The organism is Paenibacillus sp. FSL W7-1332, assembly GCF_037969785.1.
In the GTDB taxonomy this organism is placed as follows: Bacteria; Bacillota; Bacilli; order Paenibacillales; family Paenibacillaceae; genus Paenibacillus_AQ.
On record NZ_CP150209.1, the window covers coordinates 5,226,348 to 5,245,677 of the forward strand.

Here is a 19,330-nt window from a genome sequence, read left to right on the forward strand (position 1 = left end):
GCACAACCTCTCTTGTAAAAATAAATAGCATCAAGCATCACTATTTGGACTTTTGAATTTTTTGTTTTAGTCGTATCGATTTATTCAAGTGAAGAAAAATATGCCTTGTTGCCGGCATGAGCACTAATCCCGCAATCGTTTTGTTTCCCCAGTATTCAAGCAACCACGATGCCTCTTCCTTAACCGCATGCTGCACTTTAAGTTGATGGATTCTTGCCGCTTCAACTTTTTGCTTAAAGTCGCCTGGCAATAAACGGGATATGACTTCACGAGTGTTCCGCCCAACTTCAATCCGATAAGCGAATAATGAATCAATATCAAGAGTCGCACTCAAGTTAGCGATTTCCGCTTCCGTCATTTCATTTCCGGAATGAACATCATCAATGTGGAGTTTCTTATTCCACTGGCCTGAATGCAATACTTGGACATCGTTATTTACGAGTACGCTCATCGTCATGTCTTCAATACGCGTCATATGCCACATATGCCATATTATCGAATTCTTTGTATCAGGAGCCGTAACTGGATATTGACGGAATGTTTCCTCTTGCAGATCTTTAACTAATTCATCCTCAAGGGTCGCACTGGGTGAATGGCTCATTCTTGAAGAATGTAACAAGCGATGCTGCTGCAAGAATAAGTCAACTGCACTCTGATGCTTAGCCGGATCCAAAATGATCCGGGTTAGCTTTTTGTGATTTTCATTCCACTGTTTTCTTTGACTCAAATCCATAGAGAACCATCCTTTTTTAGCCGCCCTCTAATATCCATCTCACGGCTTCGTTAAAGTCTGTCGGGATAAAATCGGGATACGCTTCTTTCCATTTGCCGAAGTACTCGTTGTTATTGAATTTTTCCAGTTCCTTGGCACCAGCTCCCGTCTTCACTAACACTTTCTTGCAACCGGCTTCTTTGGCAGCAACCATATCCGTCCATCGATCTCCTATGACAAAACACTTCCTTAAATCCAGATTATTTTCTTCTGCGGCTTTCAACAGCATTCCAGGGGACGGCTTTCTACACGGACAACCCGCTCCATGCTCATGAGCACAAAGATAGATTTTGTCAAAACCAAAGCCTAATAATTCCGCTTCGAATTCATCCTTTGTTGCCTCGCCCCGAGTTATTCCAGGTTGATTCGTAAATGAACAAATCAGCATGCCTGCAGCTCTGAGTGAATCAATCGAATTCTGTACTTGCGGAAAAAGCTCAAATTCACCGGGCAAAACAACCCGATCGGTTCCTCCAAGCGTTCCGTCCCTGTCAATGAAAACCGCCTGTCTTGGGGGCTCTAGCAATTGGTCAGGCTCCTTTCTTCATTCATTTTTTTGCGGGAATAGGATTATCTCCTACCATTGGCTTTCAAATCCTGTTTAACTACTACTTTAGGCTGGCATGTGTTATCTGCCTCGCCTTCATCACATCGAATTTGATAGGCAACCTAAGGGCGCATTCCGGAGCGTAGATACCTTGTTATAGGATGTCTGCGACTTCTTGATGTGCAATTCGCCAACCCTCGCTTCTGAACAAATTGACATCAGATTCTAAACACTTTTGCGTATAACAATATAACTTTTTTTACAAAAAGGGGCCCATGTATTCCATAGTGCCTCAAAGTCACGCTTTCGTATTTTTCGATTATAGCTAGAATCCTCGCAATTTATGGTGTGTTCCAAAGAATCTGCCAAGTACATGTATTCTTGGTCAAATCCAATCACGGGTACAAAGTGTAAATACCTCTGTTTAGGAAAAACCCTTATAAACGCAATGACCGGGACCCCTTGGCTTACTTGCTTCTTTAACGTTTGCAGATTACCGCGGTAAAAAGACGCATCGTAACCACGCCTTTTAAAAAATATAAGGATACCCTTAGGAGTGACCGTTCCATCGGCTAGCTTTCTGGGATATTGTTTATAAAGCTCGTTACCGTTCGCCTCGATTCCTAAATGTCTCAGGACATATGCGCTTGAATAAGCCGCACATTCATAATGAGGCTGGATATCCATCCGATTTGAAGTTCTAATCAAATAGGATTCTGGAAGTACGCTTGTGTCGATCACATCTTTTCTTGGAATGGAAAAATAATATGACATTAGAATGGCTATAATTATGACGATGATTAGATTCAAAATAAAAATAATAATCACCCACCTACTCCCTACTAAACGCATATCTGCGTGTTACTTTGTGTTTATTCACTGACGCATCCTCATGACCTAACGGCCTAATAGCAGGTCTATATCTCATTTTTTATAGTTCAGGGAGGTTTATTATCGAGTTTTTCAGAGGTGATACCATCCGCGTCTAGTTCGGTGCCCTCGCTACTTCGCAATGGATCACATTAGCCTATCACGTATTATTAATCCAATATCTTTTAATTACGTTTCCATCCTCCTCTATGTAGTCTGTATCCGGCCTCCCGCCGTTCTTAATAATGGTTCTTTCCGATCCCACATTACCGGCATCACATACAACTAAGACATCGTTTATCCCCAGTTTCTTGGCCTCAATCAAGGACAATTCCAATAGTTTAGTCGCATAGCCTTTCCATCTTTCTGACGGGCGGATTCCATAGCCAATATGGCCGCCAGCATTATATAAATGTTCGGTTAATTGATGTCTAATATTAGCCGCACCTAATACTCTATGTTGTTTATCGATCAACCAAAAGGTTGAATCTGAGACCCAGCCTTCCTTTACACCAATGCCCTTCTCTTGATTAGAGAGTTCCTTCAGCATCCCCTGAAAATCACTTGGATCCTTACTTATAACCCAAGGAACCATATTCTCACCGGATTCTTTCCATTCTTGATAAAATGACAAATATTCTTCTTCAAGCTCTAGCTGAGGCTTAACTAATCTTACATCGTTCATAGGTTTCAACGTCCTTTCAATGACCATTGTGTCTTTAAACGGGAACATAGTACAAAATAGGCTGCCCTTAGAGGCAGCCTATTTCTAGTTCCTGTGTTACTTGCTGGCGGAGAGAATGAACTTCTCAAGTGCCCCTGTATCGGTAATGCTGTGATTACATGCTTGGCTATCCAGACATACGTATTGGCCAATGAACGAAAGATTATCCGGTGAAGCAACGGCCGGCTTGGTCTTGACCGAGAACAAGGCAAGCTCTTGATGCCGGTTGCAGAACAGACAGTAGCCTTTCTTGTTGGTCGGCGTAATTCTTCCCTCGATCCCGATGAATCTTCCTTCGAACGGATATACGATATATAACTTGTTTGTGGCAATATCCACCCAGCCCAAATACGTTACATATCGAAAGTCGATCGATTGCAGATCCGGAACTTTCAGTTTCTTATTTTTAGGAAATAACTTCTGAATCTGTTTCAGCGTAATCGTCGGATAAGGCTCCAGATAGGGTTCTAACGCGTTAAGATATCTCTGGAAATCCTCGGCCTTCTCAATGGTCGACATTTCTCCAAGCATCCGCTTCTGATCCTCTGTTAGAGACGGAAAAGCTTCCAAAGTGCTTGTTACGGCACGATACCTGACCGTTTCCAGGACTTTTCTATCCGCGATCGTTCGCAATGTTTTCAGAAGGAAATCCGATTGTTTTTTAATCACGTTAAACTGGTGGTTTCTAATAAATGGTGTACTCATAGCTTTCAGCCCCTTATTTTTATTAAAAATGAAGGTGCAAAGCCTGTTATTAGAAACGATAAAGTTAAGGTTGGGCGATCGAATTCATCTATCGCACCCCACGCAAAGTATCGCCCCAGATCAGGCTTTGCATGAGGACTTCCTAGCTAATGAGCAATTCAGCATTGCCATCGGTATAACCCCCAATCACATTTCATACGCAAAATTATAACAGCAAGTGCCAGTTGGCGCAATTTATTCCGTTGGAAGGGAACACCGTCTTTATCAAACTTAAAATCTATTGAATGGTGTCATACAAGTCTGCTTCAATATGATTTACTTCCCCATGTCCCCATTCATCCGAAATCTCCAGATGCCAGGATCTCGGCAATCGTTCATGGTTATTTTCTAGTATCCAGCGATGGAGCTTTTCATATGTATTTCTAATTTCATCATTTGGCCCCTGGTGTCGTTGAACTGCGTATTTTTGTTTTGGAATGACTAATGAGACCATCCCTTCAGGAACTTGTTTCATGTCAAGTACCTCAACACAAACCCAATAACCATCTTCCCCTCCCGATACATCCTCAGCAATGAATGCACCAACAAGTCTAACCGGTTCTACAACGTCACGAATCTCTTGCAATCTATTTTTAAGTTCAACCGAAGCCTTGGGGATCTCTTTGACATACTGGTCACCGGGACATACTACTCTTATTCCGACTAATTTCATTTCATGAAGTTCGACTACCTTCACAGAGCTCACTCTCTTTCGTTGAAAATATATTTGATAATGGCTAGATGCATTAAAATGTTGTTAAATGCAGCATGTGCATTTCTTGAATTACCTTCACGCTTGTTCCTTCTAGAACTCAATATATACCGGCTCATCAGCTGGTCTTAAGCAAACTTCGATTCTCTCCCTAAAATTCATATAGGTCACCATATTCAATGCTTCATCCAGTGGGAAGAATCCTGATTCAAGACTTTCTGTTGTAGCTACGGGTGTACCTCCAATGTATTTCGCAAGAAATAATGTATTACAAATACTCGCCTTCACGTTTTGGAAAATCCCGCAAAACCTTATAATCTCAATATCCACTCCAGCCTCTTCTTTGGTTTCCCTGATTGCTGCTTGTGCCAAAGACTCTCCAATTTCAACGACTCCGCCCGGCATTTCCCAGCCCCTTTGCGGCCCCCGGATAAGTAATATTTCATTATTTTCATTCAGTACAACTGCAGCAGCAGAGACAATATGTTTAGGTAGATTCATCTTACTTCTCCTTTATATATAAATTCCCTCCGTATAAACTGCTTTACTCACATAACATATTTTCCATTGGCTCTTTGCAGTGCTGATATCCATTTTTCTTGTAAAAATCAACCCCTTCATCACTAGGCCATACGATAATAAATTCATATTTATTTTCTTTTGCCCATTCGTTAATCTTTGATATTAATTTACTTCCTATCCCCTTACCTCGATAATTAGGTTTTGTATATACATTCGTCATATATGCAAATGGATGTGTGATTCTCCCTGGTCTCGGTACCTTGTGAATAAGTTCTATGTATATGTTGGACACGACCATGCCGTCTTCTTCAGCAACCCAAATACTCCAAATATCACTTTGAAATGCCTTACATAAAAAATCATAACACTCCTCGTAGAAGTCACTATAAGCTTCGTTTTTTAATGTTCCATCTAGATCGTCTTCCAGCGTAAAACCCCATCTCATCCGAATAAGTTGATCGATATCTTCCTCTTTCGCAATTCTAATTATCATGGAATCACCTCCGAATCCATTAACATCACTTCACCTTTCAAACATGATAAGTAAAATATATTTTTTCAACATGATCCGTAGAGCTGATGATTTGCTGAATTCTGATTGGACTAGAGAAATAAACAACTACACATATCAAGATGATTGATATTAGGATTACAAAATGACGAAGGCGTAACTTTCTCAATAAAAATCCTCCATTCTATGCGATCCTGCATCACACCTCCAGCCGCTGAGGTTACTACTTTGTACTGAACTCTTGTATGTATTTCTTTGAATCTTCCCTGTATCTCTCTGTGTAATTATTCTTGGAATATTCACTGATTACGTTTCTCCAAAAAGATATGGCAGTTGTATTACTCTCCATTTGAGCTACTTTCCAATTTGCATTGAATAACCCAAATGCCTGTTTAGCTGCGGTGCGACCGATCCCGTTTCTTCTATATTTCTTCAAAATCATAAAATCATAAATTACATGCGTTGGGTCTGGATCTGTGTCTAGATTCTCAAACAGCACAACCAAGAACCCTAGAATTGCTCCTGACGATACTATGAAATATGGGTTCCATCTAGGGTCACCTTCCCAATAGAAATCAATGTTCACCCCGTATCTTCCATCATCATTTAAGTTCTGATTAGTGTATTGACTAAAATCATAAAAATAAAATTGATACATGTTCGATAATGTTTCTTTCTCTTGAACTGAAACAGGAATAAGTTCGATTTCCATAACGTCTCCTTTTGTATCATCCTCTCCTTTTTGAAGTTTCATTGATTCGCCTACAGATCCGGTTTATCTGGTTTCCAACCTATTTCTTGTGACCAAACATGTGCCTTTTGTATTAACTCCCATACAATCGGGCCTTTGCCTTCAACATATTTATGTCTTTCATGATGGTACAATCCCATTAACCGGTGCTTCTCTGCCGAATATCTTAAGCAATCCTCTTTATGTTCTCTCAAATAATCTCTAAATAATAATGTCAATTGTTCTGAGTAACTCCCCGTTTGTCTTACATGAATATGTGTTCTCCGATGTCCCGGAATTTCTCGAAAATACCTTTTAGTCTTATCAGGATTTTCTTTACGAAATACAAACGCTATAGACTCTAATTTATTCTTATATTGATTCACATCTTCAAAATTACTAATTGAGATTTGAATATCAATAATTGGTTTGGCATCTAGTCCAACAATCGACGTAGATCCAACGTGGTCAATTCGATCTGCTATATCCCCTAAAACTTCTCGTATGTTCCCTCCTATCTCCAAGAACAAGTTTCGCCACTCTGGATCATACTCAGCTATTCGCCATTGATCATCCATGTAATTTGTCTCCTTTGGTTTAACTCTTTTAATAGCGGATTCGTGGTTCGTTCGGTATTCACCTTTCCTCAAGGTTCTTCTGCATACTTTGAGGGATCCGTTAATAATCATTGTTCATGTTTCCTTCCAACCTATGTAACAACATATAATTCGGGTTTGCTTCCCAAGCTTCAAAGGGCACAAAACATGCTGCATTCATCGCATCCAATAATCTAGATCTTTGCTGCGGTCTCGTTATGTATTCCTCGATATTAGATTGATCAATTTTTATGTATCTAGCTTCGAGTATCTCGTCTTCTTGTATTTTAATTTCTCCACTTATGTATTGAGCTCTAAAACATATAGACAATACTTGTTTTGTTGTATTCATATAAACACCGGTTATACCAGTTGGTTTAATGATACCCGTCTCCTCAAGAAACTCTCTGCAAATTGCTTTATCAAGGGGTTCCCCTAACTCAACATTCCACCTGGCATTTCCCATGTATCTGATCGCCAATGTGTTCCAAGCAACAATACCTCACCACGATCATTAGTGACTAAAGCTGAAACCGAAATACATTGTTTAGGTGCCTGGTATTCCAAACCAATCACTTCCTCTATATTACTTTATATCCTTTCATCATCTGAGATGTTTCTCTAAAGTGCCCCTAAGATAAACCATACCATGATATTTGGTAGTCAAAATCAGGGGACATTCCTACTTTCTCTGCAAGTCGAGTAGACCCTGTATTCTCCGGAGTACAGTCCCAGTATGGACGAATTCCTTTTTGAAGACATTCCTGTACAAATGCCTGAGCTACTGCAGCACCATAATTTCTTCTTTTATGCTCTTCAAGCGTTTCGATATCAATTGCATGCGTTTTATCTACAACAAATGCTGAAAAACATAAACTCACCACATTGTGATTATCCTCAACAAAGTATCCGAATCCTTGCTCTAAGAAAGAGTCTATAGAATCCCAAAATCGTAATATCTTCTTTTCTAAAAACGAATGGTTATCCAATCGTCTTGACTTCAATAACTCACGAGTTATCCGTTGAATATTTACAACGCTATCTTGAAATTCAATGTGTTGTGGCTTCCCTCTTAATGTGAACACATGTTGAGTATCACTCGAAATGCGGCGCTCCTGAAAAATGTTTTGTATCGTTTTATCCCAAGGATCAGGATCCAGACCAATCTCGACCCAATTTATATCTTGCTCCTGTAGTTTGGGTTCTATATGATTTCTCATGTATTCTGCTAGTGCTGTTATAAATGTTGTACTCTGAGCATCTCCAACAATCTGAAAACCCTTTTGTCCTTCAATCCAAATTAATGCTGCTGTGGGTTCTGTTGGATGATCGACATAGACCCCGCCCGGGTTATTCCCGCTAACCACAGCCCTAACCTCGATATTTTTACACTTATCCGTAATATGTCTTATCTTATAAAACTCTGATTTATTAAGTTCTGTTATCACTTTTATATCCCCCATGCCTTACCAAATATCTGATTAATAATTTCAATTTTTCTTTCTTCTTATTACAAAAGCTTTATCTGCCTTTTCGAATCCGATCCTCTCATAAAATCCTACGGCTTTCGGTGCTGAGGTGAGCACATATTGAATTTCGTCAGATTCCGTTTATTCCCGTATAAAAGGCTCTTCTACTTTTTCAGTTAGTAAATCTTTATAAGCTTTCACTTTCCTAAACGTATTGCCCATCATTTCTTTATTACGATACTTACGAATTTCATCCAGATCAAATTCAGCAATAAATATGCCCTCTGACATATGATCCGCCAGCATAATGGTGTTATCGACCGATTTCCCATCAGAATCCCACATAATCGGACTATAAGCACAAGAGCATCCAGCATGTTCACCAGGAGGGTTCGCCATCGCAATGCCAACCATATTTTCATAAGCCCTAGTAGAAAGAGCCTGTAATCTTGGCTCCATGGTCCCGCAATCATTGGGAACCAGAATGATTTCTGCTCCTTTTAACATCAATACTCTTGCGCTTTCTGGGTATTCTCTGTCGTAACAAATCATGACCCCAATCTTCACCCCATCAAAATCACATACTTTAAATTCAGTACCAGGCTCCAGCATACGTTCAGTATCAAAATCGCATGTATGGACTTTGCTGTACTTTAATAAAATTTCACCATTTCGATCAATTACAAATGCTGAATTTTGAGGACGCTTTACCCCTTTTGTAAAACCCGTGATGACAATACCAATAGATAATTCTTCCGCAATTGCTTGAAAAGATTTTAAGGCTGTATTATTTTCGTCTATTGCCGCCTCATACCAAGCTTTGAAATCAGGATGATTCTCTATCTCTTCTGCGGGAAGCTTGGTTTCAACAATGTCGGGAAAAGCATATGCAGTTATCCAACATTCAGGAAATAGTACAATATCTGCTCCAAGATCTTTGGCTTTTCTTACGTATCTTAATCCAATTTCCGTATTTAGTTTTTGATCAGGCTCACTGCAATTATATTGTACGGTTGCGACTGTAAAGGTTTTCATATTTCTGCACCTCACATTAACTCTCTAGATTCTTAACTAAATAAATTAATAGATCATCATCAACGATAACTGATTCTCCTGGTATTACTTGAACATTTTTATAGGTCATCCCCCTGCCATCCATCACATATCCACGAGATGTATACATTCTTTGGGCATTTCCATAATCTCTGTACAGCCCTACTCCTAGTCCAACGTATGTAGAGGTCTTTGAGGCAATCAGCTCTAATTCATCAAATAATCTATCTGCTATATGCTTTCTTCTATGCTCAGGAAATACGTTCAAATCATTAATCTCAGGGATGTTGTTATCAAGAAAATAAGGATACTGAGACTCATAGATTAAATGACAGCATCCTGCTAACGAATCATTGTAATAAGCAATCAGTGTTACTCGTTCATTGGTATTGTTCTCACTTAGGCACTTATAATAATAATCTCCTTGTCGATACCATTCATAACGCTTAGCAAATTCTTGATCCAGCAATTCAGCTTCTTCTAATGTAGTTAGTCTCTTTATGTTTATGATATCCTTCATGTTTGATCTCCTTCTCTGGACCTCATTGGGCAAAACGCAGCATGATTTTCTTAGAAATACCGCCATCAACGTTAATACTTCAAATCATTCAACTCTGAAGACGATTTCAGTACCTGTCTCATTATTTTTAAAAGGTTTGCTAAATTCCTTGAACACGAACTCCATTCCTGAAATATCATCAGGTAATGGCGGAGATATTACATAGTTATAGGATGCATGCCCTGAAGAACCCCCGCCATTGGTCATTCGACAATCATATTGTTCTCCAACATACAATTCAAAATGGCTAAGGTTGTATGAACTTGAAGTTTGCTCAGTTGTCATGTCCCAATCCATGCTGAATGTTACTACACTTGCATTAGCGTATTGTCGTATTGAGATCAGCGTATAAAAGAACATTCCTTTTACAACTGATTTTAAAACCGGAATATGTTTTCTGAACCCTGTTGGGTCAACCATGGGTTTATAATGTTCTTCGCTCATAAACGTTCCAAAAATAGCTTTTAGATAATCCTCGTAGAGTTCAAACGTTGTCGCCCACTGTGAAATATACTCAAATGGCGGAAACCCTGGATTGTTACCTGAAAGTTCCTTCCTTTGTTTCAACAATGCACAAATTTGCTCATCAACATGAATCAATTGTTCATCATAATGTTCGGTTGGACGCTCAAATGGCATACGTTTCATCTTTTTTCTCCTTGTTCGATATAAATGTTAGAAATCCAATGCAGAAATACTATGTTAGCTGATGTCTTTGCTCCAGATATCTTGAACTGGAACTCATAATTGCACTTTCCGCTTACCGGTCTGTGTATTAATGAAACGCCCCAGCTTAGATAGTACTTATCTTAGGCTGAGGCGTAATTCCGAGAGTGTTTGTTTTACACTCTTTGGTATAAAAACAAGCTGCTAAACCCGCTTAAATGCTTTTAAGTTATAGACCATTACACCTCTTCAAGCTAACTTAATGACTGTGCCGCAAAATGGTAAAACGCCATGGCATCATCCCCGGTGGAAAAACCAGCCTGTGCCAGCTTGTCGCTGCCTCCGCCTTTACCGCGATAATCAGCCAGATACTGCTTAAAGAACGCGCCGCAGGCGAGACCACTCTTCCCTCCCTGAGCGAGGACAATCTTATGGTCTGCGTTGGACACGAAGAGCACGATAACGTCAGCTTCTTCGGTGAGCTTTACCGCCAGGTTCTGCATGTCCTTCAGCGGCTTGTCCGCAAAAACGTGTTTGATCAGGCTGCCCTGACGGTCTGCCAATAGCTTTCCTGCCAGGTAAACATCATTCTCAGCCTTCACGGCGTTCAATTCAGCCTGGAGCAACTTCTGTTCATGATCCCATTTTGCAATCCGGTCCAGAATCTCTTCCTTTGAGGTATTGAACCTGGTTGATAGGCTGCTTAAAATCTCCATTCCCGCATTGAATTCATTCAATGCACGATAACCGCATTTAAAATAGATACGCAAATGCCCTTTCTGTTTCTCGGCTCTGAGCAGTTTGATCATTCCGATCTCACCCGTTGCGGAGACATGTGTACCCCCACAAGCGTTATATTCGATACCTTCGATTTCTACGATCCGGATATCGTCGGTTACCTTCGGCTGCTTCACCAGCGGCAAGGCGGCGGCCTGCTCCCGGCTCACAAAATAATTCGTTACTTTACGATTAAGGTAAACCTGGTCGTTAACCTCCAGTTCCAGCATCATCAGTTGGTCCTGAGACAGGTCAGATTGAGCGATATCAATCGTAGCGTAATCTTGACCCAAATGGAAACTGAGTGTTTCCGCCTGGCATACTTCCAGACACATGGCAGACAGGAGATGCTGGCCGCTATGATGCTGCATATGATCGAATCTTCTATCCCAATCCAAACGGCAGCTAACATCTTCCTTCTCAGGCAAACGCTCGACTTTATGAAGAATTTCCCCTTCCTCCTGAACAACATCAAGAACAGGAATTTTATCGATCCACCCCAGGTCACAAGGCTGCCCTCCACCGTGCGGATAAAAGGCCGTCTCCTCCATGATCAGGTAGGTTCCGTCCTCCCGATCCAGTTTCCGTGTGATTCGTGTCTCCCACTCCCGGATATATGCGGATTCGTAATACAGCTTCTTTGTCATCTTCATTTCCTCTCAGTTCCCTAAAATTCACTTAGTATCATGCTCACTACCTTAATAATAGAATAACAAAAATACATATAGAAGAAGATGGGGTCTCCACCAGATTCAATTTCTTTCATTACTTTTTACCGATTCCTTGATGCTGATCGTTGGGATCAACAAAAATCCCTCCTAGATTATGTACTTGATTGTTTTCTATAAATATCATAGCGCCCCCAACGGAATCGTATCCTAGTGGGCCACAGATTTCATTATTATTAAAATGTTTCGATTCATCATCAGTCACTCCCCATTAGAACCAACCATAGTACGATGCCCTCCAATCATACTGAATTGATTTTTTTCGGTTACTTCATTAAAGAAACCTTTAATCTCGATATGGGGATCTTCTAAGTCAATATTATGGTTTCCTTCATACATTTCCTTCGGAGCAAATACGGTAAGAAGTAATTCTTCTCCCGGACCAATATTGAGCTTATTATTTCTAGCTTCGATCTTAAAATCATTCCCTTTAACACCGTTTTCAAGTTTTATGGGAAAACTTAAATATACATTATTTTGTACTATAATATGACTGGATTTGTTATGCAGTTTTAGTGTGAACATGGTTCCATTTGATTCTTCTTTTTGTTCTTGTAGTTCTATACTTATTTTGCCAATGTCGTCAGAAGTAACTTCATGGTTATTACTACAACCTACGCTAATTAGTAAGCATACGATGACGGAAATCATGATAAATGATTTTCTATTCACTTCCTGAATCCCTCCCAAATCTATATTCGCACGGTTCATGGATCACGACGAAATTACTTCACTTTATAAAAATAGGGCCCACACATGTCTTCATGTGTATTGACATACGTCCAAGTAAAATTTTTATTAAATACATAGATATCTTGTTGAGAATCTAAATCCTCTGCGACTAATGCATTTGCATTACTGTATAGAAGTACACGGGGAGAGTTTTGGTACATAACATATACTTCATCTTTAATTTCAGCATTAAAAGCATTTCTTGCTTCATGTTGTTTCAGACAATCTTGTATTTCATAACTGAAAATATGCCACTTATATTGATCGTAATAAATACTTTCTTTTATATCGTCGCTAATGTTTAGTGCAAACGTCTTGTCCCATTTATTAATAATTTCTGTTGCTCCATCAAATAGATTTGAGATGATTACGCCTATTTCAATTAATTTTTCTTTATATAAATATTCCTTATGAATAAATTGAATAGACCAATATATTTTTTGCAATTCTTCTTCCGGTAAGCTATCTAGAATTAATTGAATCTCTTTTCTAATCAAATGTTCTCCTCCTCATTCCTATCATGGGTTCAACTTGTTCTATCCATTTATGCTCTTTATCCGCTAACAGGGTATTCCATCCAAGTTCGATAACCGGTTTCAGGTTCTTTTCTTGATCATCAATATAAACAACCGTTTGGCCTGCTTCAAATTGTTTGCCGACATGTTGATATATCTGTATATCAGGTTTTCTTAAACCTACTTGATTTGAAATCGTTATGCTCTTTGTATAAGGTTCTACTCTTTCTAAAATCGATTCCAACCATTCCTTACAATGGTTACTTAAGATATGGATATCTGCAATTTCACTCCACTCCGCCAAATAATTTAATCCAGGAAGAGGTTCCAATGATTGAATTAATAACGCTCTGGCTTGCTCTTTGTTATTTTGCTTCATTCGCAGACTCATCCATTCCCAAAAATCATCTTCTTTGATCTTTCCAGTCCATAGATCTTTTCGAATCTCATCAAATTGTTCTCGGATGTCCTGAAACGAGATTTCGCTACCCTTAGATAATTGGAGCCAAAACGTAGATGAGAAGTTACTGACTAATACACCAGCTAAATCTAGTACCAGTTGTGGCTTTGCAGTCATTGAATCGTCTCTTTTCTATACTCTATGACAATTGAATTTCTTTTCTTAAATCCGTAATGTATGCGTATGCATCATTAATTTCAGTAATTCCTTCAACAACATTCTCCCTTAATTCCTCAATAAAAAACTCAAGCTCATTCCCTCGTAAATCGATATCCTTCAAATAATTCTCGTTATAATCCTTGATAAAATCCGATTGGCTCTTATAAAATTCAAAACGTTCTAGAACATAAATTTCCTTAAGAGTGATGAATAAAGCTAGAAAATCCCTAAGGTTTCTCGCAACCAATTTTATTGCATTCTCAAACATAGGTTGTATAAAAATAATCGGGGCCTCTTCTAAATCTTTTAGAGTTTGATTAAACGTGTAAAAAGCGAAGTGGTCCCCACCTACTCCTGTTCTGCCAAAAACTACAGCGTCCTCTGGTGTGCATTCATACCTGTCATCATCATTATTAAAGCTTATATAAAAGCCTATGTAATCATGGACACTTTGCCCATGTAATTGATGAAGTTCCTGGTCTAATTTAACAAGTTTTCCCAATGTTTCTGACCTTTTGTAATTTAATGGCATCTAAGGCTCTCCTGCTATATCAGATTTGTACAATCGCTTATTGTTACTATTTTCAGACGTTTCATATAAAGTTCAGGCAATCCCTTCCATTATTATACATCTGACTACCAAGCGGCGGTAGTCAATCGTTTGAGTTTCGCTTAAATCCCCTTGGAGTTCAATAATAGGTCATAACTTTTTTGGCTAAAATCCTTGTTATGATTCATATGGTAACAACCGATAATAACATCAAGGAAATATTCACCATTTTGTTATAAGGGACGTGTTTAAATGCCTCAAATTTCAAGCTTATCAAGCAGACCACAGTCCACACAGCCAGTAAAATCTAGAACAAATATTATGTCTCCCATTGACCGGGAGATTGAGCAGCTAATCAATCAAAAAGGAATTATTCATGAAAAAATCGCGAGTATTAAATCAGATGAAAAGCTGGAATCTAAACAAAAAGATGAAAGAATTAAACTTTTAACCATGGATTTGCAATTACTTGAATCTCAAATCATGCAGAAGAGAATGGAGAAGACTGAGGAGAATAAAAATGACAACAGTGCTTCTTCTAAAAAGGAGAATTTGAGTAAAAGAATCGAAATAGATGCAGGTAAGCAAGATGTATCCGGCATATCGATGGAAAAGTTTTTACAAGCTAGCAATCTACATGACCAATTGACCAAAATGGCAAGCGTGCGTAGATCACTGAAAGTGGAAACCGACACTCTTAGGCATGAAGTAAGAAAGGGAAGAGAACTTCTTGGAGGTGAGAACGAACCTGGCGACCCAGGCAAATCGGAAATGAGAAAGAATCTGGAATTGACAGTGAATAAATCGAAAACTGAAGAAGCACTAAACATTGAGAAGAAAATTACTGAATTGGATCGTAAAATAAGTGAAAAGATCGAAGCCACTAAAGAGAGTATTCAGAACGACGAAAACAAAGTCATCACGGGAGAGGTTGATAATCAAGAGGATGTGTCCGTATCTGATCAACCTGAAAGCGTTAGGGATACGATAAAGCAGAATCAGGATACTGACAAGAATATGAATACTAACCTTCAAGCACAACAGAATATTAGTATTGACATTCGCGTTTAGAAGAGACATCTGCTCAAAAAATACATATATTTATCCTGACAAAAGAACCCGTTGGGTCAAGGATTGACCATGAATAGCACCGTGTGAACAGTGATTGACTGTTTGTAACGGTGCTTTCCATCTATCGCTGAACTTCTTGCCACTTCATGTTTTATCCCTCTCCAGGAATCCCATCCATGATTATACATCTGACTATTTTTCTACTCATGTGTTGCTGCCATTTTAAAAATCTCATTAACAGCTTGATGGTACCCACCCGATTGTCCAATCGTTGGATTGATATGTCCCTCTCCCACCCATGTTCGAATCAAACATGGAATCAAGTTTATCATAGTACAATACTCAAAAATCTCAAAACTTGGGTCGCCATATTTTCCGGTTGAGCAAGTCTTTACAGAGCTTGTTTTGCTCTCGCGGACGACTTGGGTTGATTCTGGACCCGAGGTACCACATATTCAATATCGTTCCATATACATGTTTCAATCCAATGCTAACTGGGTAATAGAATTAAACATATTATTGCATGAGCAGTTACACGGTCCTACTCAAAAGGGAATCGTTGCTTGCTTACGTATTTTGCATATATCCATTTGGGCCGAGGGAAGCAGTGACACAATGACATTGCTGCTTGATTCGCGCAGGTATAACAGGGATTCATGTATGAGAACGCATATTTTCCCGATACGAACAGGGGCATACAGGCTTGGAATACTTCTTCGGATGGATGTAACAAGGGATTGCATAGTTTGGAAAGCTACATTGCATATAAAGGTGGAATTTTGGGTATGTAAGTCAATGCCATAACGAAGATTTTTAACTTAAATTGTTAGTACCCTCAGGGCTTCCCTCTTAGATCTTTCTCCACCCCTTAATCATGCGCTTAATCCTATTCCATTTTGATTTCTTTTAATGCTAACTTGCTTAGGTATTTTCCATTTCTACATAACAAGGCTGAAGCCTTCTCATATCTCTGGCACCGCGCTTTTCCCCTCAACAGTTTTTGGGTCCCCGATGGATGATATGCCAAATGCTCCGCATAATATGGATACTGCTTGCAAAGGGGCGATTGAATGATAGTACTGGAGCATGTGAACAAGGTTTACGATAATGGCTTTCACGCGCTGAAAGACATTAATCTGGAATTCAAAAAAGGGGAAATTACCGTCCTCATCGGACCGAGCGGCTGTGGCAAATCGACTACCATGAAGCTGATCAACGCGCTCAATACGCCATCCTCGGGCAAAGTTCTGATTGACGGTAAGGATATCTCGAGATTGAATCCGGTTGAACTTCGACGCAATATCGGCTATGTCATTCAAAGCGTTGGTTTATTTCCGCATATGAATATCTCCAAGAACGCGGGCGTGGTTCCGCGTCTGAAGAAATGGGATAAAGACAAAACAGATCAAAAAGTAAATGAATTGTTGGACATGGTCGGACTGGACCACACCATATATGGTACGCGCTATCCATCTGAGCTTAGCGGCGGACAACAGCAGCGTGTAGGCGTAGTGCGAGCGCTGGCAGCTGAACCCGATATTATCCTGATGGACGAGCCATTCTCCGCACTGGATCCCATCAGCCGCGAGCAGCTTCAGGATGAGCTGATCCGTCTTCAGCAGGAGCTCAATAAAACCATTATTTTTGTGACGCATGATATGGATGAAGCTATTAAAATCGCGGATACCATCGTTCTGATGAAAGATGGCGAAGTAATCCAAACAGGTAGACCGGACACCATTTTACGGCATCCCGCAAACGAATTTGTACGTGACTTTATCGGTTCGAAACGTCTTCAAAATGAAAATGAAAGCGCCTATGAAATTCCGCTTGTGGATGAAGTGATGATTACGAATCCGGTCACGGCATTCCCGAGCCGGGGATTGGCTGAAGCCATCAAGATGATGGAAATGAAGCGAGTCGATTCGCTGCTGATTGTGGACCGTAACCGTCAGCTACAAGGCGCGGTTTCGATCTACCGCGTGCTCGACCAATACGGCGAGGAAGGCAAAACCGTGGCAGACGTTATGCATCCGGTCCGTTTTTCCGTGGCTTCGGGAAGCACCCTTCCACAGGCTATTGAGATTATGGACAGTCATCAGCTCAGCAACCTCCCTGTCGTAGACAGCAATAACCGTTTCCTCGGATTAATCACAAGAGGCAGTGTGGTTAAACATTTGGCCGAAGTCTATCCTACGATGGTTCCTCCGGTGCTGATCGGAGAGGATGAGTGATATGAACGCATTCTGGAGTTTTATTACGGATCGTTATCCAGATATTCTAAGGGCATTGCAGGAGCATCTGGTCCTCTCATTCTCTGCCGTTCTTTTGGGGACTGTTATTGCCGTACCGATCGGTATCCTGCTCGTATACAACCGGGTAGGCTGGATGAACAGCATCGTATTTTTCATTACGAACCTGTTTCAGACGGTTCCGAGCCTGGCGCTTCTGGCTATTCTGATTCCGCTGCTCGGCATCGGCATGAAACCGGCCATCCTTGCGCTGTTTCTGTACTCCCTTATGCCCATCCTGCGGAATACCTATGACGGTTTTCACTCCGTGGATAAAGGCGTGCTCAATTCGGCCAGGGGGATGGGATACAGCACCGCCCAAACGATTTTGCGGATTCAGCTTCCCTTATCGCTTCCTTACATCATGTCCGGTGTCCGCATTACGACCGTGTATATCATCAGTTGGGCAACACTGGCTTCGCTGATTGGTGCTGGCGGTTTAGGCCAGCTTATTGTATCTGGACTTGGTGTCAACAAGCCCGAGATGATCTTCATCGGTGGCATTGGTGCTATTCTCTTGGCACTTGTAGCTGACGGATTGCTTGGGCTGCTTGAGGGCTGGCTAAGCAAACACTACCACCAGACTCAGACCCGGGACGCTGCGATATGAGTCACATCAACCGTAGACAGCGAGCCGGACGGAACAAGGAAGGCGTGATGAATCTGAAAAAACTTAAATGGGCTCCATTGTTCATCTGCATGATAGCTTTTGCTGCTTTTACCTCCGCATGCGGAATTCAAAGCGAGATTACAATCGGGACGCAAACCTATACCGAAACCAAGATTATTGCTGAAATGTATAAAGCGCTCATTGAAGACCAAACCGATCTGAAGGTCGATATTATCCCGGATCTGGCATCAAGTTCATTGGTCATCAATGCGATGAAACGAAACGACGTTCAGATGGCGACACTATATACCGGTGAGATTTTCAACAACCATTTCCCGATCAGCGGCACCAAAGACCGCGATAAAGTCTTGAAGGAAGCGCAGGATGGATTCCAGGAACACTTCGGGTTCACCTGGATGAACCCTTTGGGTTTTGAGAACACCTACGCGTTCACGGTAAGAAAGGATCTTGCCGAAGCCAACGGATACACCAAAATCTCCGATGTCAAAAAAGACATGGGCACCATGAAGCTTGGGGTAGATACGACATGGCTGGAGAGAAGCACGGATGGATATCCTGCATTCTCTAAAGCGTATGACATCAAATTCGGTCAGGTCTTCCCCATGGAAATTAGCCTGGTATACAGCGCGGTAGCCAATGAGCAGGTGGATATCGTGCTGGCCTACTCAACGGATTCCCGGCTGAAAGCCTACCAATTGCAGACGCTTCAGGATGACCAGCAATTCTTCCCTCCATATGATGCAAGTCCGGTATTGCGTTCGGACCTTTTGAAGAAGCATCCTGAAATTCAGGATACGATAGCGCCTTTAATCGGTCATCTGGATGCAGATACGATGATATCGCTTAATTATCAGGTGGACATTGAGAAGAAAAGCGAGCGAGAGGTCGCAATCGCGTATTTGAAAGAGCAGGGCCTCTTGAAAAGCTAAAGGAGGGTAAGC

Annotated in this window: 25 protein-coding genes and 1 pseudogene; 5 read left to right on the forward strand and 21 right to left on the reverse strand. The window is 40.6% G+C overall.

Features of this window, described 5'->3' with window-relative positions; genetic code table 11:
• Positions 1 to 40: 40 nt before the first annotated feature.
• The 3 genes from MKX98_RS23610 to MKX98_RS23620 all read right to left on the reverse strand — a co-directional run bounded on the left by MKX98_RS23610 (position 41) and on the right by MKX98_RS23620 (position 2,171).
• On the reverse strand, positions 41 to 733 hold the full coding sequence (locus MKX98_RS23610) for a DinB family protein (RefSeq protein WP_339218732.1): 693 nt from the start codon (positions 731 to 733) through the stop codon (positions 41 to 43).
• A 16-nt stretch (positions 734 to 749) separates the two neighbouring features.
• Positions 750 to 1,298 carry an HAD-IIIA family hydrolase gene (locus MKX98_RS23615; protein ID WP_339218733.1) on the reverse strand — a complete coding sequence of 183 codons (549 nt, stop codon included), beginning with the start codon at positions 1,296 to 1,298 and terminating at the stop codon, positions 750 to 752.
• Positions 1,299 to 1,544: 246 nt separating this feature from the next.
• Positions 1,545 to 2,171, reverse strand: coding sequence for a C39 family peptidase (locus tag MKX98_RS23620; RefSeq protein ID WP_339218734.1), 627 nt, complete (start codon positions 2,169 to 2,171; stop codon positions 1,545 to 1,547).
• Positions 2,172 to 2,245: 74 nt separating this feature from the next.
• On the opposite strand from MKX98_RS23620, the gene MKX98_RS23625 reads away from it, so the two are divergent.
• Positions 2,246 to 2,308 (forward strand): hypothetical protein, encoded by a 63-nt coding sequence (locus MKX98_RS23625; protein WP_339224565.1) that lies wholly within the window; start codon positions 2,246 to 2,248, stop codon positions 2,306 to 2,308.
• A 41-nt stretch (positions 2,309 to 2,349) separates the two neighbouring features.
• Here the strand turns inward: MKX98_RS23625 and MKX98_RS23630 are convergent, their stop codons facing one another.
• The 18 genes and pseudogenes from MKX98_RS23630 to MKX98_RS23715 all read right to left on the reverse strand — a co-directional run bounded on the left by MKX98_RS23630 (position 2,350) and on the right by MKX98_RS23715 (position 14,378).
• Positions 2,350 to 2,874, reverse strand: coding sequence for a GNAT family N-acetyltransferase (locus MKX98_RS23630; RefSeq protein WP_339218736.1), 525 nt, complete (start codon positions 2,872 to 2,874; stop codon positions 2,350 to 2,352).
• Between the two features lie 96 nt (positions 2,875 to 2,970).
• Positions 2,971 to 3,618: a FusB/FusC family EF-G-binding protein gene (locus MKX98_RS23635; RefSeq protein WP_194543827.1), complete on the reverse strand. Its 648-nt coding sequence runs from the start codon at positions 3,616 to 3,618 to the stop codon at positions 2,971 to 2,973.
• 277 nt (positions 3,619 to 3,895) lie between these two features.
• Entirely contained in the window at positions 3,896 to 4,354 is a 459-nt protein-coding gene (locus MKX98_RS23640) for a GyrI-like domain-containing protein (protein ID WP_339218738.1), read from the reverse strand.
• 108 nt (positions 4,355 to 4,462) lie between these two features.
• A complete protein-coding gene (locus MKX98_RS23645) occupies positions 4,463 to 4,870 on the reverse strand; it encodes an NUDIX domain-containing protein (protein ID WP_339218740.1) in 408 nt (135 codons plus the stop codon).
• A gap of 43 nt (positions 4,871 to 4,913) precedes the next feature.
• Positions 4,914 to 5,384 (reverse strand): GNAT family N-acetyltransferase, encoded by a 471-nt coding sequence (locus MKX98_RS23650; protein WP_339218742.1) that lies wholly within the window; start codon positions 5,382 to 5,384, stop codon positions 4,914 to 4,916.
• 241 nt (positions 5,385 to 5,625) lie between these two features.
• Positions 5,626 to 6,156 (reverse strand): GNAT family N-acetyltransferase, encoded by a 531-nt coding sequence (locus tag MKX98_RS23655; RefSeq protein WP_339218744.1) that lies wholly within the window; start codon positions 6,154 to 6,156, stop codon positions 5,626 to 5,628.
• 8 nt (positions 6,157 to 6,164) lie between these two features.
• Entirely contained in the window at positions 6,165 to 6,710 is a 546-nt protein-coding gene (locus tag MKX98_RS23660; protein ID WP_194543833.1) for a GrpB family protein, read from the reverse strand.
• A gap of 100 nt (positions 6,711 to 6,810) precedes the next feature.
• A pseudogene (locus MKX98_RS23665) lies at positions 6,811 to 7,295 on the reverse strand (NUDIX domain-containing protein).
• Between the two features lie 65 nt (positions 7,296 to 7,360).
• A complete protein-coding gene (locus tag MKX98_RS23670; protein ID WP_339218747.1) occupies positions 7,361 to 8,176 on the reverse strand; it encodes a GNAT family N-acetyltransferase in 816 nt (271 codons plus the stop codon).
• 162 nt (positions 8,177 to 8,338) lie between these two features.
• Complete coding sequence (locus MKX98_RS23675; protein ID WP_339218749.1) at positions 8,339 to 9,232, reverse strand: carbon-nitrogen hydrolase family protein; 894 nt, start codon at positions 9,230 to 9,232, stop codon at positions 8,339 to 8,341.
• Positions 9,233 to 9,248: 16 nt separating this feature from the next.
• A complete protein-coding gene (locus tag MKX98_RS23680; protein ID WP_194543835.1) occupies positions 9,249 to 9,770 on the reverse strand; it encodes a GNAT family N-acetyltransferase in 522 nt (173 codons plus the stop codon).
• An 84-nt stretch (positions 9,771 to 9,854) separates the two neighbouring features.
• Positions 9,855 to 10,457: a hypothetical protein gene (locus MKX98_RS23685; protein ID WP_339218751.1), complete on the reverse strand. Its 603-nt coding sequence runs from the start codon at positions 10,455 to 10,457 to the stop codon at positions 9,855 to 9,857.
• A gap of 272 nt (positions 10,458 to 10,729) precedes the next feature.
• The gene (locus MKX98_RS23690; protein ID WP_339218753.1) at positions 10,730 to 11,899 is read right to left on the reverse strand and encodes an alanyl-tRNA editing protein; all 1,170 of its coding nucleotides are present in this window, start codon (positions 11,897 to 11,899) and stop codon (positions 10,730 to 10,732) included.
• Between the two features lie 118 nt (positions 11,900 to 12,017).
• Entirely contained in the window at positions 12,018 to 12,185 is a 168-nt protein-coding gene (locus MKX98_RS23695; protein WP_339218755.1) for a GNAT family N-acetyltransferase, read from the reverse strand.
• A complete protein-coding gene (locus MKX98_RS23700; protein WP_339218757.1) occupies positions 12,182 to 12,652 on the reverse strand; it encodes a hypothetical protein in 471 nt (156 codons plus the stop codon). The genes MKX98_RS23695 and MKX98_RS23700 overlap by 4 nt, the downstream gene beginning before the upstream one ends.
• Positions 12,653 to 12,705: 53 nt before the next feature.
• Positions 12,706 to 13,209 (reverse strand): DUF4275 family protein, encoded by a 504-nt coding sequence (locus tag MKX98_RS23705; protein WP_339218759.1) that lies wholly within the window; start codon positions 13,207 to 13,209, stop codon positions 12,706 to 12,708.
• Positions 13,202 to 13,804 (reverse strand): HAD-IA family hydrolase, encoded by a 603-nt coding sequence (locus MKX98_RS23710; RefSeq protein ID WP_339218760.1) that lies wholly within the window; start codon positions 13,802 to 13,804, stop codon positions 13,202 to 13,204. Before MKX98_RS23710 ends, MKX98_RS23705 begins: the two co-directional genes overlap by 8 nt.
• Positions 13,805 to 13,826: 22 nt before the next feature.
• Positions 13,827 to 14,378 carry a hypothetical protein gene (locus MKX98_RS23715; RefSeq protein WP_339218761.1) on the reverse strand — a complete coding sequence of 184 codons (552 nt, stop codon included), beginning with the start codon at positions 14,376 to 14,378 and terminating at the stop codon, positions 13,827 to 13,829.
• A gap of 270 nt (positions 14,379 to 14,648) precedes the next feature.
• Between MKX98_RS23715 and MKX98_RS23720 the strand changes: the two genes are divergently transcribed.
• The 4 genes from MKX98_RS23720 to MKX98_RS23735 all read left to right on the forward strand — a co-directional run bounded on the left by MKX98_RS23720 (position 14,649) and on the right by MKX98_RS23735 (position 19,318).
• Positions 14,649 to 15,467, forward strand: a complete 819-nt coding sequence (locus MKX98_RS23720) for a hypothetical protein (RefSeq protein WP_220684372.1) — start codon at positions 14,649 to 14,651, stop codon at positions 15,465 to 15,467.
• A 1,070-nt stretch (positions 15,468 to 16,537) separates the two neighbouring features.
• A complete protein-coding gene (locus tag MKX98_RS23725) occupies positions 16,538 to 17,701 on the forward strand; it encodes a betaine/proline/choline family ABC transporter ATP-binding protein (RefSeq protein ID WP_339218762.1) in 1,164 nt (387 codons plus the stop codon).
• A 1-nt stretch (position 17,702) separates the two neighbouring features.
• Entirely contained in the window at positions 17,703 to 18,368 is a 666-nt protein-coding gene (locus MKX98_RS23730) for an ABC transporter permease (protein WP_194543842.1), read from the forward strand.
• Complete coding sequence (locus MKX98_RS23735) at positions 18,365 to 19,318, forward strand: glycine betaine ABC transporter substrate-binding protein (protein ID WP_339218763.1); 954 nt, start codon at positions 18,365 to 18,367, stop codon at positions 19,316 to 19,318. Before MKX98_RS23730 ends, MKX98_RS23735 begins: the two co-directional genes overlap by 4 nt.
• Positions 19,319 to 19,330: the final 12 nt, after the last annotated feature.

Coding starts and splice junctions, on each gene's coding strand:
- MKX98_RS23725 (WP_339218762.1), top strand. CDS start 16,538: ATGATAGTACTGGAGCATGTGAACAAGGTTTACGATAATGGCTTTCAC.
- MKX98_RS23720 (WP_220684372.1), top strand. CDS start 14,649: ATGCCTCAAATTTCAAGCTTATCAAGCAGACCACAGTCCACACAGCCA.
- MKX98_RS23715 (WP_339218761.1), bottom strand. CDS start 14,378: ATGCCATTAAATTACAAAAGGTCAGAAACATTGGGAAAACTTGTTAAA.
- MKX98_RS23645 (WP_339218740.1), bottom strand. CDS start 4,870: ATGAATCTACCTAAACATATTGTCTCTGCTGCTGCAGTTGTACTGAAT.
- MKX98_RS23655 (WP_339218744.1), bottom strand. CDS start 6,156: ATGAAACTTCAAAAAGGAGAGGATGATACAAAAGGAGACGTTATGGAA.
- MKX98_RS23630 (WP_339218736.1), bottom strand. CDS start 2,874: ATGAACGATGTAAGATTAGTTAAGCCTCAGCTAGAGCTTGAAGAAGAA.
- MKX98_RS23610 (WP_339218732.1), bottom strand. CDS start 733: ATGGATTTGAGTCAAAGAAAACAGTGGAATGAAAATCACAAAAAGCTA.
- MKX98_RS23635 (WP_194543827.1), bottom strand. CDS start 3,618: ATGAGTACACCATTTATTAGAAACCACCAGTTTAACGTGATTAAAAAA.
- MKX98_RS23735 (WP_339218763.1), top strand. CDS start 18,365: ATGAGTCACATCAACCGTAGACAGCGAGCCGGACGGAACAAGGAAGGC.
- MKX98_RS23680 (WP_194543835.1), bottom strand. CDS start 9,770: ATGAAGGATATCATAAACATAAAGAGACTAACTACATTAGAAGAAGCT.
- MKX98_RS23620 (WP_339218734.1), bottom strand. CDS start 2,171: ATGCGTTTAGTAGGGAGTAGGTGGGTGATTATTATTTTTATTTTGAAT.
- MKX98_RS23710 (WP_339218760.1), bottom strand. CDS start 13,804: ATGACTGCAAAGCCACAACTGGTACTAGATTTAGCTGGTGTATTAGTC.
- MKX98_RS23650 (WP_339218742.1), bottom strand. CDS start 5,384: ATGATAATTAGAATTGCGAAAGAGGAAGATATCGATCAACTTATTCGG.
- MKX98_RS23660 (WP_194543833.1), bottom strand. CDS start 6,710: ATGGATGATCAATGGCGAATAGCTGAGTATGATCCAGAGTGGCGAAAC.
- MKX98_RS23690 (WP_339218753.1), bottom strand. CDS start 11,899: ATGACAAAGAAGCTGTATTACGAATCCGCATATATCCGGGAGTGGGAG.
- MKX98_RS23685 (WP_339218751.1), bottom strand. CDS start 10,457: ATGAAACGTATGCCATTTGAGCGTCCAACCGAACATTATGATGAACAA.
- MKX98_RS23730 (WP_194543842.1), top strand. CDS start 17,703: ATGAACGCATTCTGGAGTTTTATTACGGATCGTTATCCAGATATTCTA.
- MKX98_RS23675 (WP_339218749.1), bottom strand. CDS start 9,232: ATGAAAACCTTTACAGTCGCAACCGTACAATATAATTGCAGTGAGCCT.